16 protein-coding genes are annotated in these 13,692 nt (G+C 50.9%); 7 read left to right on the plus strand and 9 right to left on the minus strand.

Annotated features, from left to right (window positions below; translation table 11 throughout):
• Window positions 1-154 precede the first annotated feature (154 nt).
• Complete coding sequence (locus tag ACCW71_RS14825) at window positions 155-1,717, plus strand: sensor domain-containing diguanylate cyclase (RefSeq protein WP_436372598.1); 1,563 nt, start codon at window positions 155-157, stop codon at window positions 1,715-1,717.
• A gap of 238 nt (window positions 1,718-1,955) precedes the next feature.
• Here the strand turns inward: ACCW71_RS14825 and ACCW71_RS14830 are convergent, their stop codons facing one another.
• Entirely contained in the window at window positions 1,956-2,357 is a 402-nt protein-coding gene (locus tag ACCW71_RS14830) for an H-NS family histone-like protein (protein ID WP_436372748.1), read from the minus strand.
• A 1,195-nt stretch (window positions 2,358-3,552) separates the two neighbouring features.
• Between ACCW71_RS14830 and ACCW71_RS14835 the strand changes: the two genes are divergently transcribed.
• Complete coding sequence (locus ACCW71_RS14835; RefSeq protein WP_436372749.1) at window positions 3,553-3,735, plus strand: DUF2256 domain-containing protein; 183 nt, start codon at window positions 3,553-3,555, stop codon at window positions 3,733-3,735.
• 47 nt (window positions 3,736-3,782) lie between these two features.
• Here the strand turns inward: ACCW71_RS14835 and ACCW71_RS14840 are convergent, their stop codons facing one another.
• The 3 genes from ACCW71_RS14840 to ACCW71_RS14850 form a co-directional block, all read right to left on the minus strand.
• Entirely contained in the window at window positions 3,783-4,085 is a 303-nt protein-coding gene (locus tag ACCW71_RS14840) for a hypothetical protein (RefSeq protein WP_436372600.1), read from the minus strand.
• A gap of 102 nt (window positions 4,086-4,187) precedes the next feature.
• Entirely contained in the window at window positions 4,188-4,730 is a 543-nt protein-coding gene (locus ACCW71_RS14845) for a YfaZ family outer membrane protein (RefSeq protein ID WP_436372602.1), read from the minus strand.
• Window positions 4,731-4,778: 48 nt separating this feature from the next.
• Entirely contained in the window at window positions 4,779-5,015 is a 237-nt protein-coding gene (locus tag ACCW71_RS14850) for a YgdI/YgdR family lipoprotein (protein WP_436372604.1), read from the minus strand.
• Between the two features lie 369 nt (window positions 5,016-5,384).
• On the opposite strand from ACCW71_RS14850, the gene ACCW71_RS14855 reads away from it, so the two are divergent.
• The gene (locus tag ACCW71_RS14855) at window positions 5,385-5,804 is read left to right on the plus strand and encodes a DUF1090 family protein (RefSeq protein ID WP_436372606.1); all 420 of its coding nucleotides are present in this window, start codon (window positions 5,385-5,387) and stop codon (window positions 5,802-5,804) included.
• A 561-nt stretch (window positions 5,805-6,365) separates the two neighbouring features.
• Entirely contained in the window at window positions 6,366-6,746 is a 381-nt protein-coding gene (locus tag ACCW71_RS14860) for a YgiW/YdeI family stress tolerance OB fold protein (RefSeq protein ID WP_436372608.1), read from the plus strand.
• A gap of 141 nt (window positions 6,747-6,887) precedes the next feature.
• On the opposite strand, the gene ACCW71_RS14865 is transcribed toward ACCW71_RS14860, so the two are convergent.
• A complete protein-coding gene (locus tag ACCW71_RS14865) occupies window positions 6,888-7,184 on the minus strand; it encodes a YciI family protein (RefSeq protein WP_436372609.1) in 297 nt (98 codons plus the stop codon).
• A 76-nt stretch (window positions 7,185-7,260) separates the two neighbouring features.
• On the minus strand, window positions 7,261-8,067 hold the full coding sequence (locus tag ACCW71_RS14870) for an SDR family NAD(P)-dependent oxidoreductase (protein ID WP_436372611.1): 807 nt from the start codon (window positions 8,065-8,067) through the stop codon (window positions 7,261-7,263).
• A 257-nt stretch (window positions 8,068-8,324) separates the two neighbouring features.
• Here ACCW71_RS14870 and ACCW71_RS14875 point away from each other — a divergent pair, with 257 nt between their 5' ends.
• The 3 genes from ACCW71_RS14875 to ACCW71_RS14885 all read left to right on the plus strand — a co-directional run bounded on the left by ACCW71_RS14875 (window position 8,325) and on the right by ACCW71_RS14885 (window position 10,906).
• Entirely contained in the window at window positions 8,325-9,305 is a 981-nt protein-coding gene (locus ACCW71_RS14875) for a helix-turn-helix domain-containing protein (RefSeq protein ID WP_436372751.1), read from the plus strand.
• Window positions 9,306-9,956: 651 nt separating this feature from the next.
• Entirely contained in the window at window positions 9,957-10,385 is a 429-nt protein-coding gene (locus tag ACCW71_RS14880; protein ID WP_436372614.1) for a hypothetical protein, read from the plus strand.
• Between the two features lie 215 nt (window positions 10,386-10,600).
• Window positions 10,601-10,906 carry a lipoprotein gene (locus ACCW71_RS14885; RefSeq protein ID WP_436372617.1) on the plus strand — a complete coding sequence of 102 codons (306 nt, stop codon included), beginning with the start codon at window positions 10,601-10,603 and terminating at the stop codon, window positions 10,904-10,906.
• Between the two features lie 50 nt (window positions 10,907-10,956).
• Here the strand turns inward: ACCW71_RS14885 and ACCW71_RS14890 are convergent, their stop codons facing one another.
• The 3 genes from ACCW71_RS14890 to argS form a co-directional block, all read right to left on the minus strand.
• The gene (locus tag ACCW71_RS14890; protein ID WP_436372620.1) at window positions 10,957-11,172 is read right to left on the minus strand and encodes a YgdI/YgdR family lipoprotein; all 216 of its coding nucleotides are present in this window, start codon (window positions 11,170-11,172) and stop codon (window positions 10,957-10,959) included.
• A 307-nt stretch (window positions 11,173-11,479) separates the two neighbouring features.
• Entirely contained in the window at window positions 11,480-11,947 is a 468-nt protein-coding gene (gene argR, locus ACCW71_RS14895) for a transcriptional regulator ArgR (protein WP_436372622.1), read from the minus strand.
• A gap of 7 nt (window positions 11,948-11,954) precedes the next feature.
• The gene (gene argS / locus ACCW71_RS14900) at window positions 11,955-13,682 is read right to left on the minus strand and encodes an arginine--tRNA ligase (RefSeq protein ID WP_436372623.1); all 1,728 of its coding nucleotides are present in this window, start codon (window positions 13,680-13,682) and stop codon (window positions 11,955-11,957) included.
• Between the last annotated feature and the right edge of the window lie 10 nt (window positions 13,683-13,692).

Genomic DNA, 13,692 nt, shown 5'->3' on the forward strand with positions numbered 1-13,692 from the left:
CTAGTACGTGGTTCAGGCGGATTAAGCCGGGTTTCTGAGCGGAATCTGCCGCAGATCGGCAAATTAACACTACCGTAACCGAATTGCGGGATTTGCATTTTTGCTTTGTATTAACTGTGCTTAAATCAGTTAACACAATCTGTTAAGGACGGGCATGAAGTTTCGCCGGAAAAATGATCGGGCATCGCCAAAAATTTCCCCGCTGCTCAGCAGCATTATGCTGTCAGGCGTACTTCTGACTGTCGCAGTGATTGGCATCAATCTGTGGACGCTGCGTGAAGACTGGAATGATACCGTCAATAAAGCTGAAGATATGGCGATTAACCTGTCGCTGTCACAGGCGCGTCAGGCGGATGATACGTTTCTGCAAACAGAACTTGCCCTGCACGAAGTACAGCGTGAGCTTGAGAAACAGATCGCTGCTAATAGTGTGAACGGTGAGGCACTGAGCCAGACCATGCGGCTGTTGCAAAATCATCTGCCGCAGCTGCACGGTTTGTTCTATTACGATGCACAGGGGAAGTGGATTGCGACATCCATGCGCACCACGCCAGCGGGCATTGATAATGCCGATCGGGAATATTTTAACTATCACCGCAACAGTCTGCGTGACAGCCTGCACTTCGGACCGGTGATCCGCAGCCGCACCACTCATGAACGGGTGATCCCGGTTACGCTTCGCGTTAATGATGCTTTTAACGGCTTCAGAGGGGTATTACTGGCCACCATAAAAGTCGACTATTTTCGCCGTTTCTATAGCTATTATGAAATCAGTGATGGCGACGTGCTGGTGCTGATGCTGGCCGACAGTACGGTACTTTACGCCCGTCCAATGCCGGATAGCTATATCGGTAAGAATCTCTCTATCAGCCCGCTGTTTCAGAAGATGCTGGCTCATTCCGATAAGGGGAGCGGTCAGTGGAGCGCGGCGCTGGATGGTAAGAAACGCATCTTTGGTTTTGTCCGATCCCAGCGTTATCCGCTGGTTGTTGCCGCCGGTTATGACAAGCGCGCACTGTTTAACCGCTGGGTCAAAAGCTGGGTGCAGGATCTGATTCTGAGCCTGGCTCTGCTGGCTGTTATCCTTTCACTGGGGGCTTATGTCCTGCGTCAGGCGCGGCATACACTGCGCTATCAGCGCGAGCTGACCCGCTTACGTGATGAGCTGACCGCTGCTAATCTCTCGCTGGAAAACCTGGCGCACAGTGACGGGCTGACGGGGGTGGCTAATCGTCGTCACTTTGATCGAATGCTGACAGAGAGTCTCAATAACGCGAAAAGCAACGGCCAGCCGGTATCCCTGATCCTGTTCGATATTGATTATTTCAAACGTTACAACGACACCTACGGGCACGTGGCCGGTGACGACTGCCTGAAAAAGATTGCCGCCGTTCTGAAAGGCGCCGCCCGGCGTAAAAATGAAATAACGGCTCGCTACGGCGGCGAAGAGTTTGCGATTATTCTGCCTGACCAGTCGCTGCCCGCTGCGCTGAGCCTTGCGAAAACGGTGATTGCCGCGGTTAATCAGCTTAATATTCCGCATGCCAGCAGCGAACTGTCTCCTAAGCGGGTCACGCTAAGCGCAGGCTGTGCTGTCCATCTGGCCACCGATTCGCAGGAAGGAGAACTGGCGCTGATTGAGCGGGCGGACGAAGCCCTTTACCGTGCGAAAGAGGAAGGGCGTAACCAGGCAAAGTGCGAAGAACGGACTGGCTGAGCCGCGGTGTGAATACGCGCTGACGTGACCATGTAACAATCTTTCCGATTATGTCATGTCTGCGGAGAGGGAGCTTTTAAGGGAGACAGGTTGAATGAGGTCGGTCATATAGCGTGCGAATAAAGCGTAGGCAGACAGAAACGCTATTATCGGATAATTCGGGAGGGGCGGGGAAACTGTTTGATAAAAAACCTGTCGGACCCGGCAGGTCAGACAGGTTTCATTTACGCATCGGTAATTAGATCAGGAAATCATCCAGCGATTTACCGTTATCAATGGCCGCTTTAATAGCAGAAGGGGTACGGCCCTGGCCGGTCCACTGCTTAACTTCACCATTTTCGTCGGTGTACTGATATTTAGCCGGGCGAGGTGCACGCTTTTTCTTCTCGGCGGGCGCGCTCTGCATACCATTTAACAGTTCGTTAGGATCGATACCTTCCTGCAACAGTAATTCACGGTATTTTGCCAGTTTTTCGGCTTTTTCACGGTTAGCTGCTTCAGAAGCCTGAGCCTCTTCACGTCGTTCACTGACAACGACCGTGAGTTTTTCCAGCATTTCTTCCAGGGCAGCAAGGTCAAGTTCGCGAGCATTGGCGCGAAGCGTACGGATATTATTCAAGCTGTTGAGAGTGTCACTCATCAAAGTCACCATAGTCATGTTCAGATAATAAAATACAGAGCGGGTTCACGCTGATGCTTTTCGTCAGACCTGCTTTTTAACGTGCTTGCCTTCGAAGAATCACAATACAGAACCGATAGTTCAACACTAGCATATTAATCGCTTTTAAAGAGAGTTGAAACTGTAATTAACGCGCCAGCGTTAAACAAGCGTAAATTTACTCAGGTTTTTCGCATTTCCACATCAAATTGTCAAAAGCCGGTTGTCATGAAAAGTCGATAATTGCCGGGACGTAGGGGCAAAACGGCTATGGATGTCAATTATTGTGCCCGCGATCTCCTGACAGATGCAGGTGCCGGGCGGATAAAAATCATCTAAATACTATATCAACTGCAACTCTATATGATCGTCGTGTTAAGGGGGTAGTGGTACGCATAACGTGGAGAAAATCAACCACATAAAATATATTCTGGCGGATAGCCATCAGAGCTGTTCTTTATAACTCACTGAATAATATCTGTTTTAAAAAAGAGGGATGTGTATTAAAAAATGCAGTACTTTGCCAATGCGCTGAGGGCGAGCCGGTTGGCTTAAAATAGCCAGCCTGGCTATTAAGCATGAATTGATAAATCCGACTTAAGCAAAGTCGTTATACGTCCTCACCCCATATTGATTATAAGAAGTAATAATAACCCCCGTTGTAGTCATGACCGGGGGCTATTAAGCGTGCAGTAAATCATCACTCTGGCGGTGATGAAATCATCTGTTTACCATACGTCTTTGATTCTCATGAACAGAGCATGTCAGAATTTTCGGACAGAATATGAGGGCGGCGGCGGAGATACCGCTTAGGCTGGCCTGGATTCGCCGTGGCAGACTGTTCACCAGCGAGCCTGATGGTCTCAATAATTCAGCAGGCACGGACAGGCGGTTTTCACTGAGTAAAATGGTTGCGTAACGTCATTAAAAATCAGGGTCGCTCGCTTCAGATGATCTACGGGGAGCTATCGCAATCTGTCACGTTAAGCGACAGAATCAGAACCGGTTCGGAGACATTATTATGCCGGGGTGGCATTCGTTTACATTCTGAACTAAAACCGTAGCAGTGGTGTGAACAATAGCTGACGGTTTTCGTCTCAAAGCAAAGCCACTTTTTTGCGCAGATGAAAAACGGTATCAGCGCGACTATTCACGGTTATTTTACCCGGAGGTCCTTCTGACCACCTTTAAAGGCAATAAAAAAGCATTACCCGTGCGCTACTGTAAAACGTGTAATAAGCCCATGACGTGGCGTAAAAAATGGGAGAAGTGTTGGGAAGAGGTTCAGTACTGTTCCGAACGCTGCCGGCGTCAGCGCCATAAAGCGCGGGAAGGCGAGACAGAAAATGAAGGATCATAACATCAGCAGACCGGCCAGGGGATTCGCTCCCCGGCCGCAGTCTGGCGTTATTGCTGAACCTGAATCTGTTGCCAGCCCTTTTTAAACATACAATCTTTCACCAGAATCTCTCGCTGGCTTTCATTAGCATCGCTGGTGGAATAGCTGGTGTCCGTGGTTTTGTACTTACGATCCTTCGACGTGTATCTGCCGCTAATCACATTATCCGGTGGTAAATCACGCAGCGCTTCTGCCTGGCAGGCTGTTTCCGCCACGGCTTCCTGCTGCTCAGAGGCATCAGGCTTGACCCACTTATATTGCACACAGCCGGTCAGAACGAGGGGGAATAACAGCAGAAGAAAAGGTCTCATAATCTGTTTCTCAGCACTATCCGCCGGCGAGCGGCGGATGATGGGGTAAGGGAACAGCCTGCTGATTCAGGCTGGGTTCCCTTACGGCATAACAGGTCAGCATTAAAATGTCAGGCCGCCACCAATATAGGGTCCATCAATCAGCGTGTGGCCCGGACGTCCATCTTTGCCATCCACGCCGGCATAGCGATAGCCCACTTTTACGATCAGGGGGCCCACGGGCGTCCAGCTGATGCCGCCATCGGCCTCAACAAAGTTCTTCACGCTATTGGTCAGCTGTTCCGGGGCGGAATAGCCCTCGCCATACACCGCCAGATCCCACGGCAGATTGAGTTTCACACCGCCGCCTACAGGAAACGCGACGCCGTTATCGCCTTTTTTGCCGCCGATATATGTCGCCTTAGCGCCGGCGGAGAGCGTGACCGGGCCGATTTCGAGGTTATAGCCCGTGCCAGCCTGTCCAATTTGGACACCATCTGCGGTGTTTTTGACCCACTGGCCATCGATATAGATCCCGCCGGATGAACGTCCCATTTCGGCGTCCAGGGTAGAGTAGTTTTTACCCTGCTCGACATTCAGACCCATCGCCATCGCAGAGGATGACGCACACAGCAGCAGGCTGAGGCTGATTAACGTTTTTTTCATTGCATAGATTTCCACGGTGTTGGTTTTTGTACCGCCCTTGCGGCACCTTTACTTCTGAACGATCTCTTTGACATCCTGCTGCTGTAGCTGATGTACATTCCCATCACTGTCTTTATAGGAGATCATCCCTGTCTCTTTATCTTTAGCGGGTTTGCCATGGGTGGTAATCATGTGACCATCATTCGTCGAGATGACATAGTTGCCTGAGCAGGCAGAAAGAGAGATCGCGGAAGCGATGATGGCGACGGCGAACACGGCTTTTTTGCTAAATAGTAAAGATGTCATTCTTTCTTCCTGTTTCTGCTATTTAAGAAAATGCCGCATTATTATTGTTGTTAGTTAAACGTCGTAATAACAGCCTGACATTGAGGCGGCTTAGCGGGAATGAAATGATCTGGATCAATCTATGCTGGGAAAGGTGGCGGCAGTCAGCACCATCTTCGCATAAGAAAACCTGCTAACCGGCAGAGTCGTGCATTTTTGACAGAGAGGGGGCTTTGCTGGGTGATTGCAGCTATTGTTAGCGCGCATGAATCATCGACATTAAATAATTTCCTGTTTCAATACACTTCTTGTTACTGACGCATTTTTCGCTATATTCGCCAGGTGAATGGCATTCCGCATGGATTATTTTAACAAGGATTTAATATAGCTATGAAAAAGACAATTTTAACGCTGCTGGTGATCTCTTCCCCTTTCACCGCATTGGCCGCCACAGATTCCTGTCAGGATCAGCTGGCCAACATTTCAGCGAAAACGGAAATGGCGAAAAAGTGGGGTAACAGCGCAGAGGTTGCGCGTTTAAATATCGCCCGGGATAACGTTGAGCGTTACTGTACCGATGAGCGTCAGGCAACACGTGCGAATCATGATGTCAGCAGGCGTGAAACGAAGGTTAAAAAAGCGGAGCTTGAACTTCAGGAAGCGCGGCAGGAACTCGACGAAGCCAGAGCTGATGGCCGGACAGACAGAATCAGCAAGAAAGCACGTCGGGTTGAAGAGAAAAAACGGAAGCTCGAGTCAGCGAAAATCGACCTGGAGCAGGCCAGGAAAGATGCGCAAAGATTGAATTAATACTCTCTTTTCTCTGAAGGCTCACCCTGGTGAGCTTTTTCAGCATTTCATTCGGGAAGTGTTCTCTGTTTAATTTGTGGAGCTGGCCGATAAAGCCTGCGGGTAAATACATAGCAGAGAGCTGAGCGGTTTTACCGAGCCAGAAAGTTAGCCAAAAAAAACCACTCATGAGAGTGGTTATAAGTATTACAACATCTTTAATGAGCAAAGCTGCGATACAGAATAATTTTATGCTGGGATATATCTATGCCAGAAAATCATAAGCCTTAACGGGACTCAGGCTTAAGTAATTTGTGCGAAACGCTAAGGTGAAAAGTCACTTTACCTGCCACACTGTAATGGATGTTACAGGCTCGCGCCTGAATGGTGTGCAGGGTTATTTATTGCTGTAGCCTGTTATATGAATAGCTTTATTTTAACATGCATTATCATTATGGAATGTGTTTGCGGCTCGTGACGAGGTTAATAAAAAGGTAAAACAGTTAACGATAATTCTCTTTCTTAAGATCCCGTTAAGATAGGCGTTATAAATTAGCCCCATCATTTAACGGAGATAAAAATATGAAAAAGGTTCTTTTAGCTGCTCTCTTTGCGGGCTTAAGTTTCACCGGTTATGCACAGCAGGGTCTGATTATGCCTTCCGGGCAACCTGCTTCTCAGGGAGGATTCAAAGGACCAGTGCCGGGCGTGGTTTCTGTCGCTCAGGCTAAGACGCTGCGTGATGACGCCTGGGTGGTTCTGGAAGGTAATATCATCCGGCAGGTTGGTCATGAGCTGTATGAGTTTAAAGACGCAAGCGGGGTGATTAACGTCGATATTGACGATAAGCGCTGGATGGGACAGTCACTGTCACCGGCCGATAAAGTCCGTCTGGAAGGTGAAGTGGATAAAGACTGGAACAGCGTTGAAATCGATGTGAAAAACCTTCGCGTCATCAAATGATCCCACTCTGTTTAGCGGCGATCGGTTCTACCCGATCGCCGCTATCGTTATATGAACCCTGCCCGCCGTTTGTACGGCGTGAAATTCAGGGTGCAAGGCCAGGCTGTTTATCACACATCTAACGACGCAAAGAACGCAGGATCAACGCTTTGCGCTGATATGCAGCATAGTGAAATGCTCATAATGGCCTATGCCATGTTTAATCAGCGGATCCTGCGCTGTGAAGGCAGCAATATCTTCCTCATCGGCGATGCGGTAAAGCGCGACACCATATCCGCCCGCCTCATCCATTACCGGCCCGTGTGCAATGATCACGTCCTGCTCAAGCAACTCATTCAGGAATGCACCATGCTGACTCATCCACGCCTTTTCCTCATCTGACAGGGTAGACAGAAAATCCGCGCGAGGGGGTATCCATTTACATAAGTAGTTTTTCATTCGCTCTCCGATACAATTTTTAAAATCGTCAGTTACCGTTTCATCTGTCAGGCACTTTCTGCGCCTGTCAGCCAAATCACTTCACACTCTGTACGCTTTTATGGATCGCGTTTTCGAACATCTTAGGGGCGTAGCTTTGCAGGAAGAGGATCATGCCGGTCATTTTCCCCACCGGATTCCTGAATTTTGGCGCGCTGGTTTTAATGAGGCGGCTGATGGCAGAGACCACCGCGTCTGGTGCTTCCGCTTCATCGATCCCTTTTTGCGTCGCGGCCTGCACCCTGGGACGGTACGCATCATAATCAGCAATGTGTTGGCCCTCCGCTGCCACCGCATTATCGCCGAGGCGGGTTTTGAACCAGACGGGCTCCACCATGTTCACGTTGATGTTGAATTGAGCGAGTTCAAAGCGCAGGGATTTAAAGTAGCCCTCAACGGCATGTTTGGATGCGGTGTAATAGGCGAGGTTAGGCGGACCAATCAGACCAACAATCGAGCTGACTGTAATGATCTGGCCTTTTTTCTGCTGGCGAAAATAGGGGAGCAGGGCGTTAGTCAGGTTGACCGTCCCCCAGAAGTTGGTTTCAAACTGCCGGCGGCCGACATCCCCGGAGGTTTCTTCAGCAAGGCCGGTCACCATATATCCGGCGTTGTTAATCAGCACATCCAGCTGTCGGGTGTGGGTAAAGAGTTCGCTGATGAACGAGGTAATCGAACGATCATCAGCAATATCGAGGCGTAAAAGTTTAAAGGGTACCTGCCCGGCGTATTGCTCCGGTTTGCGACTGGTGCCGATGACGTTAAACCCCTCACGGTGAAGTTTATTCGCCAGCAGCAGGCCAAAGCCTGAAGATGCGCCGGTTATCAAAATTGTCTTTTTCATCGTCTTTACCCTGGTGACTGTCATGTGGTCTCTCAGCATCATTCTGCCTGGACCGCTGTTTTGCAGCACTAGCCAGACGCGCCAGGTTAACAGCGAATCACGCCATTGTGTCGGTTCTTAACCTGGCGCGTCTGGCTATTGAGGTGGCATGATCGGCGGATTAGACTGGCTGAATGAACAGAGAAAAAATGCCCCCTATAAATAGTCGCCATTTCAATATGCTGGATTATTCGATCTGGCCGGGATGGCGTCTGCTGATGCAGGATGCAGGGATAGAAGCGTCACCTGTACTGCGCCGCGCAGAGCTGCCGGGCGATCTCTTTGCCCGCCAGAATGTGCGGCTCAACCCGGATGATTTCTTTAAACTCTGGTCCGCCATTGAAGCGGAAGCGCTTTCAGGATCGCCTGATACGCCGGTGGCATTGCAGATAGCAAAGGTGATGTCGTCAGACTGGTTCGATCCTGAACTGTTTGCCGCACTTTGCAGCACTAATATGCGGTGTGCCCTGGAGAGAATGGCGAAATATGTCCGGCTGATTGCACCCATGATAATCCGGGCTGAGCGGCGTGGCTCACACACTGAAGTCGTAATCGATTTCATTGATAAAACCAGGCGTCCTCCTGAGCTGTTTTTGATCTTCAAACTGGTTTTTTTCGTTCAGCTGGTGCGGCTGGCGACACGGACGGCCGTTAAGCCCATAAAAGTCAGCTGGCCCCAGGCTGACGGGATCGAAGAATCAGAGGCGCTGGCCTATCAGGCGTTTTTTGGTACGCCAGTTACTGACAGCCCGCTGGCCACGGTCGTTTTTTCTGACGATGACATGCAAAGACCATTTCTGACGGAAAACCACAGAATGTGGGACTTCTTTGAACCCTCTCTGCGCCAGAGACTGGCTGACCTTGATAAAAGGGCCAGCATGACCGAAAGAGTGCACGCGCTTTTACTGGAAAGTTTACCGGCCGGAGAAACCTCAATGCAGAAGATAAGTCAGAAGCTCGCGGTGAGCACACGCACGCTTCAGCGCAGACTTCAGCAGGAAGGAACTTCATTCCAGCAAACGCTGGATAAGGTCAGGGAGTCTCTGGCTTTTCACTACCTGCGCAACACCACGATGTCTGGTGCACAAATTTCATTCCTGCTGGGGTTTGAAGATTCCAACTCCTTCGCTCGCGCTTTCCTTTTCTGGACGGGTAAAACGCCGCAGGCGGTACGTCAGGCATCGGGATCGCTGGAGTGAAATGACGGCGCGATTGCGGAATCGGGTTTTGATCTGCCCTGGCATGAAGGGGCAGAGGGATGCATTGATCTCTGCATGCTGGCATTAGTTACAACACACTAAAGGAGGAGCTGAGGTATGGAGAGAGATGCTGCTAACCCGTGCCGCTCCGGGCGCAACTTCAATCGAGCCGTTCTGAAACTCCGAGTGCTCATTGACAAGCCGCCCCCGCACGGCCCGAAGGGCCGTAACTGCTGTTTTCCAGCGAATGAATGATGTAACTAATGGCCGATTGTGTAACCTGTATTTTTATCTCTCCTCCATTGCCGTTCGGGGGAGGGCGATTTCATATCGCTGAGCAACCAGGCACCGCCAGTGTTCTGTTTCAGCCCTGCGCCTGATGGTCGGATAGCAATAAATCAAATCCATAGAAGGATTGTTTATCTAACTCTGGTGCCGGCAGCAAATCGCTGCTGAAGTTGCTTTATAGAGAGAGTAGGATATGACCCGCTTTAAAACTCCTGCTTCTGCACCTTGATGACAGAAGAAAAGGGTGAATCACTGAAAGAGAGCAGAAAGCCGGATGAAAACCAGACAACCCGAATGCCGTCACAGAAGCGTGCCTTCATCGCGCAGCACGCCATGGGCACATAGCCACTCCCGGCAGAGATTATGGCTGGAAACATCCGTTGTGAACCGATCAGTTCAGGAGCAGGAATAATGAGGTTCAGATATATCGCCCTGACGGGCATGATCATGCTTGCCATCGCTTCCGCGGTGTTACTTCCGGGGATATTTGCGCAGCTGAAAAATTCACCCGACGCTGCCTATTATAAAAATCATCCTGATCTGGCTTATAACGTGTTCAGCGGCTGTAAGTCCCACCCGGACAACGTCGGCAACTGCTACGCGGCTTACAACGCGGCGGTGGATCTGGCCGACTCGGATGACTGTAGCCCGGCGGGTAGAGTAATAAAGCACCGGTTTAAGCGGCTTGTTGAACACGCGAAAGAAGAATATATTAACGAAGAAATCATTTCTGACTGCGAAACAAACAGCAAGCCATCCCTGTTTGAAAAAATAATGGGATACAACAGCTGAACTTTGCAGATAAAATATCAACAGCCAAAACCCACGCAGGAGAGCATTCCGCTGATTCAGCTAAGCTGGCATCCTGAATAAAATCGCACTACTGCTGTCAGTTATCTCTGGCTTTTCAGTCGCAATCTGAAGGGCGCTGAACAGCGCAGATAGTTTTTATATCAACCCGATTGCACTAAAATCATTGTTAACGCTCATTACCTTCACTGGACACTATGAAAAAAATCTTCGTTATCACATCAATCCTGGTAAGTCTGACGGGTTGCGTTGAGTATCAGTGGGTTAAGCCTGGTACGGACAAACGGCAGGAAGATATGGCCGAGACCCAGTGCAAAGCGCAGGCGCTCAGGGATTTGCCGCCAGATAATCAAATCATCGGCAAGTACACGTCGAAAGATAAAAAACGGAAAACGACAGATACCAGCTACTCAACCACTGATGAAAATGAAAGTAAGCGCGATATTCTGGTGAAGGACTGCATGTATCGTCAAGGCTGGACGCAGATTAAAGTCCAGCAGTAGGCCGGCGGAAAAAGTCCCACATTCAGATGTGGGACTTAACGCACAATAATTTATTTTTCAACCATGTTAGTGATCTGATCGCGGTTTATTTCATGTCTGAAGCCGCCCGCATCCTTATAGGTCACCAGCCCGGTAGATTTATCGATCTCCGGTTTCCCTTTGGTGATAATCATTTTACCCGATTTAGTCTGCATAACATAGTCGCTGGAGCAGCCGGTCAGAAGAGCTGTCGCGGCAAAAACTGCCAGAAATAGATATTTGCTCATTATTTCTTTCCTGTGATTGGATATGTTCAGAACATAACGCACCATTATCTTATGAGCTTCCATTATAAAAATCCACGGCCTGCGCGGAATAACCTCACCATTGTTTGATTTTTTCATGGTAACGGAGAGAGGAGCGATCAATGCAGACCCACTGACCGCGGTGGTGGAAAGAATCAGCTAATAGGGAAAGCCTGACTCACACGCTTCGCACCAGAGTCACTCGCCTGCACGCGGAGCAGGGTGCCGCGCGTTCACCACAGACGGCCCCATTCTCAACCAATCCTCTGTGACCCATCGCAGCGACCGGCTACTCAATATCCAGCAGATTTCTGATATGCATAATCAGTCCCTGGGTGGTCACGCCATGACAGGGGATCACAAAGATGGTGTCATCGCCGGCAATGGTCCCCATGATGCCTTCCGGCTTGCCGAAAGAGTCCAGAATACGGGCGACCAGCGAGGCCGCCCCAGGCGAAGTGTTAACCACAATCAGCGTCTCGTTGTAGTCCATCATCTGAACCAGATTATTCACCCTGCTGCTAATATCCGGCACATTCAGCTCCGCAGGAAAGGAGTAGACCAGCTCCCCTTTGGCATTGCGGCGACGGATGGCGCCAAATTTTGTCAGCAGCCGCGAGACCTTGGACTGATTGATATTCTTGTAGCCAAGATCCTGAAGGTAATGAACGATCTCGTTTTGCGAAGTGAAGTTTTCTGACTGTAGCAGCCGTTTGAAATTACGTTGCAGACGGGGTTTTTCCATTTTAGCGATCATCCTTTGTCTACATGCGCTCAACGGTTTTAATGCCCAGCATGGTCAGGCCGGTTTGCAGGGTACGCGCCGTGATAGCGGTGAGCTTCAGGCGACTTTGCTGCTGGGGTAGCGGGGCGGTGAGAATCGGGCAGCTTTCATAAAAACGTGAGAAGAGGCTGGCCAGCTCAAACAGATAGTGCGTCATCAGGTGGGGATACCCCTCCTGAGCCACCGCGCAGACCACCTCTTCAAAGCGCAAAAGCTGTTTACCCAGCTGCTGTTCGGCCTGCGCATCCAGCAGCAGCGCGCCGGTGAGCTGCGTCTGATCTAACGCAGCGCGATTAAACAGGGAGGTAATGCGCGAGCAGGCGTATTGCAGATAGGGCGCGGTATTGCCCTCGAACGAGAGCATATTGTCCCAGTCGAAAACATAATCGGTGGTGCGTTTTTTTGACAGGTCAGCATACTTAATCGCACCGATACCAATCGCCTCGGCCAGCCACTCCAGAGACGCCTCATCCAGATCGGGCTGTTTCTGCCGAATCAGGTTGCGGGCGCGGATCACCGCCTCATCCAGCAGATCCGACAGCCGGATAGTGCCGCCCTCGCGCGTTTTGAAGGGCCTGCCATCCTTGCCCATCATCATGCCAAACATATGATGCTCCAGGGGCACCGACTCCGGCACGTAACCCGCTTTACGCACGATGCTCCAGGCCTGCATCAGATGTTGATGCTGACGCGAATCAACGTAATAGAGCACGCGATCGGCGTGGAGAACCTGGTAGCGATACTTCGCACAGGCAATATCGGTGGTGGTGTAGAGGTAGCCGCCATCTTTCTTACGGATGATCACCCCCATCGGCTCGCCATCTTTGTTGAGATAGTCATCCAGCATCACCACGATGGCACCATCGCTTTCGCGCGCCAGCCCGCGCGCCAGCAGATCGTCGACAATCTCCGGCAGCATGGCGTTATAGGTGCTTTCACCCATAATGCAGTCGTCGTTCAGCGTCACGTTCAGGCGGTCATAGTTGCGCTGATTCTGCACCATGGTGATCTCCACCAGCCGTCGCCACATCGCCAGGCACCAGGCGTCTCCCTGCTGGAGCATCACCACATAGCGCCGCGCTCGTTCGGAAAATTCGGCATCGCTCTCATAGCGCTTTTTGGCTGCGCGATAAAAGGCTTCCAGATCGGCCAGCTCCAGCGTCTGCGACGCCTGCTGCTGGTTATACTCCAGCCAGGCAATCAGCATGCCGAACTGCGTTCCCCAGTCGCCGATATGGTTGGCGCGGATCACCTTATGCCCCAGAAACTCCAGCGTCCGCACCATCGCATCGCCGATGATGGTGGAGCGCAGATGCCCGACATGCATCTCTTTGGCCACGTTGGGCGCGGAGTAATCCACCACAATGCACTGCGGTTCCACTCTGGCAATGCCCAGCCGTTCGTCACGGTAGAGGTGCTCCAGCTGCTGGCTCAGCCAGCGACGATCCAGAAAAATATTGATAAAACCGGGACCGGCCACTTCGATTTTCCCGGCAATGCCCTCCAGCGACATCGCATCGAGCAGCCGGTTGGCCAGCGCATGAGGCGGGCATTGCAGGGTGCGGGCCAGCGCCATCACCCCATCAATCTGGTAGTCACCGAACCGGAGCTGTTCGGCATAGCGAACCTGTAGTTTCCCGGCATCTTCAATCTGTAGGGATGCCAGCGCGTTGTGGATTTTCTGCGTCAGTAGCGCTTTGATATTCACCTGATTACCT

Origin of the sequence: Pantoea sp. C2G6, assembly GCF_051336815.1 — a bacterium.
Taxonomy (GTDB): domain Bacteria; phylum Pseudomonadota; class Gammaproteobacteria; order Enterobacterales; family Enterobacteriaceae; genus Pantoea.

Coding starts and splice junctions, on each gene's coding strand:
- ACCW71_RS14825 (WP_436372598.1), top strand. CDS start 155: ATGAAGTTTCGCCGGAAAAATGATCGGGCATCGCCAAAAATTTCCCCG.
- ACCW71_RS14830 (WP_436372748.1), bottom strand. CDS start 2,357: ATGAGTGACACTCTCAACAGCTTGAATAATATCCGTACGCTTCGCGCC.
- ACCW71_RS14840 (WP_436372600.1), bottom strand. CDS start 4,085: ATGAGACCTTTTCTTCTGCTGTTATTCCCCCTCGTTCTGACCGGCTGT.
- ACCW71_RS14845 (WP_436372602.1), bottom strand. CDS start 4,730: ATGAAAAAAACGTTAATCAGCCTCAGCCTGCTGCTGTGTGCGTCATCC.
- ACCW71_RS14850 (WP_436372604.1), bottom strand. CDS start 5,015: ATGACATCTTTACTATTTAGCAAAAAAGCCGTGTTCGCCGTCGCCATC.
- ACCW71_RS14855 (WP_436372606.1), top strand. CDS start 5,385: ATGAAAAAGACAATTTTAACGCTGCTGGTGATCTCTTCCCCTTTCACC.
- ACCW71_RS14860 (WP_436372608.1), top strand. CDS start 6,366: ATGAAAAAGGTTCTTTTAGCTGCTCTCTTTGCGGGCTTAAGTTTCACC.
- ACCW71_RS14865 (WP_436372609.1), bottom strand. CDS start 7,184: ATGAAAAACTACTTATGTAAATGGATACCCCCTCGCGCGGATTTTCTG.
- ACCW71_RS14870 (WP_436372611.1), bottom strand. CDS start 8,067: ATGAAAAAGACAATTTTGATAACCGGCGCATCTTCAGGCTTTGGCCTG.
- ACCW71_RS14875 (WP_436372751.1), top strand. CDS start 8,325: ATGCAGGATGCAGGGATAGAAGCGTCACCTGTACTGCGCCGCGCAGAG.
- ACCW71_RS14880 (WP_436372614.1), top strand. CDS start 9,957: ATGGCTGGAAACATCCGTTGTGAACCGATCAGTTCAGGAGCAGGAATA.
- ACCW71_RS14885 (WP_436372617.1), top strand. CDS start 10,601: ATGAAAAAAATCTTCGTTATCACATCAATCCTGGTAAGTCTGACGGGT.
- ACCW71_RS14890 (WP_436372620.1), bottom strand. CDS start 11,172: ATGAGCAAATATCTATTTCTGGCAGTTTTTGCCGCGACAGCTCTTCTG.
- argR (WP_436372622.1), bottom strand. CDS start 11,947: ATGATCGCTAAAATGGAAAAACCCCGTCTGCAACGTAATTTCAAACGG.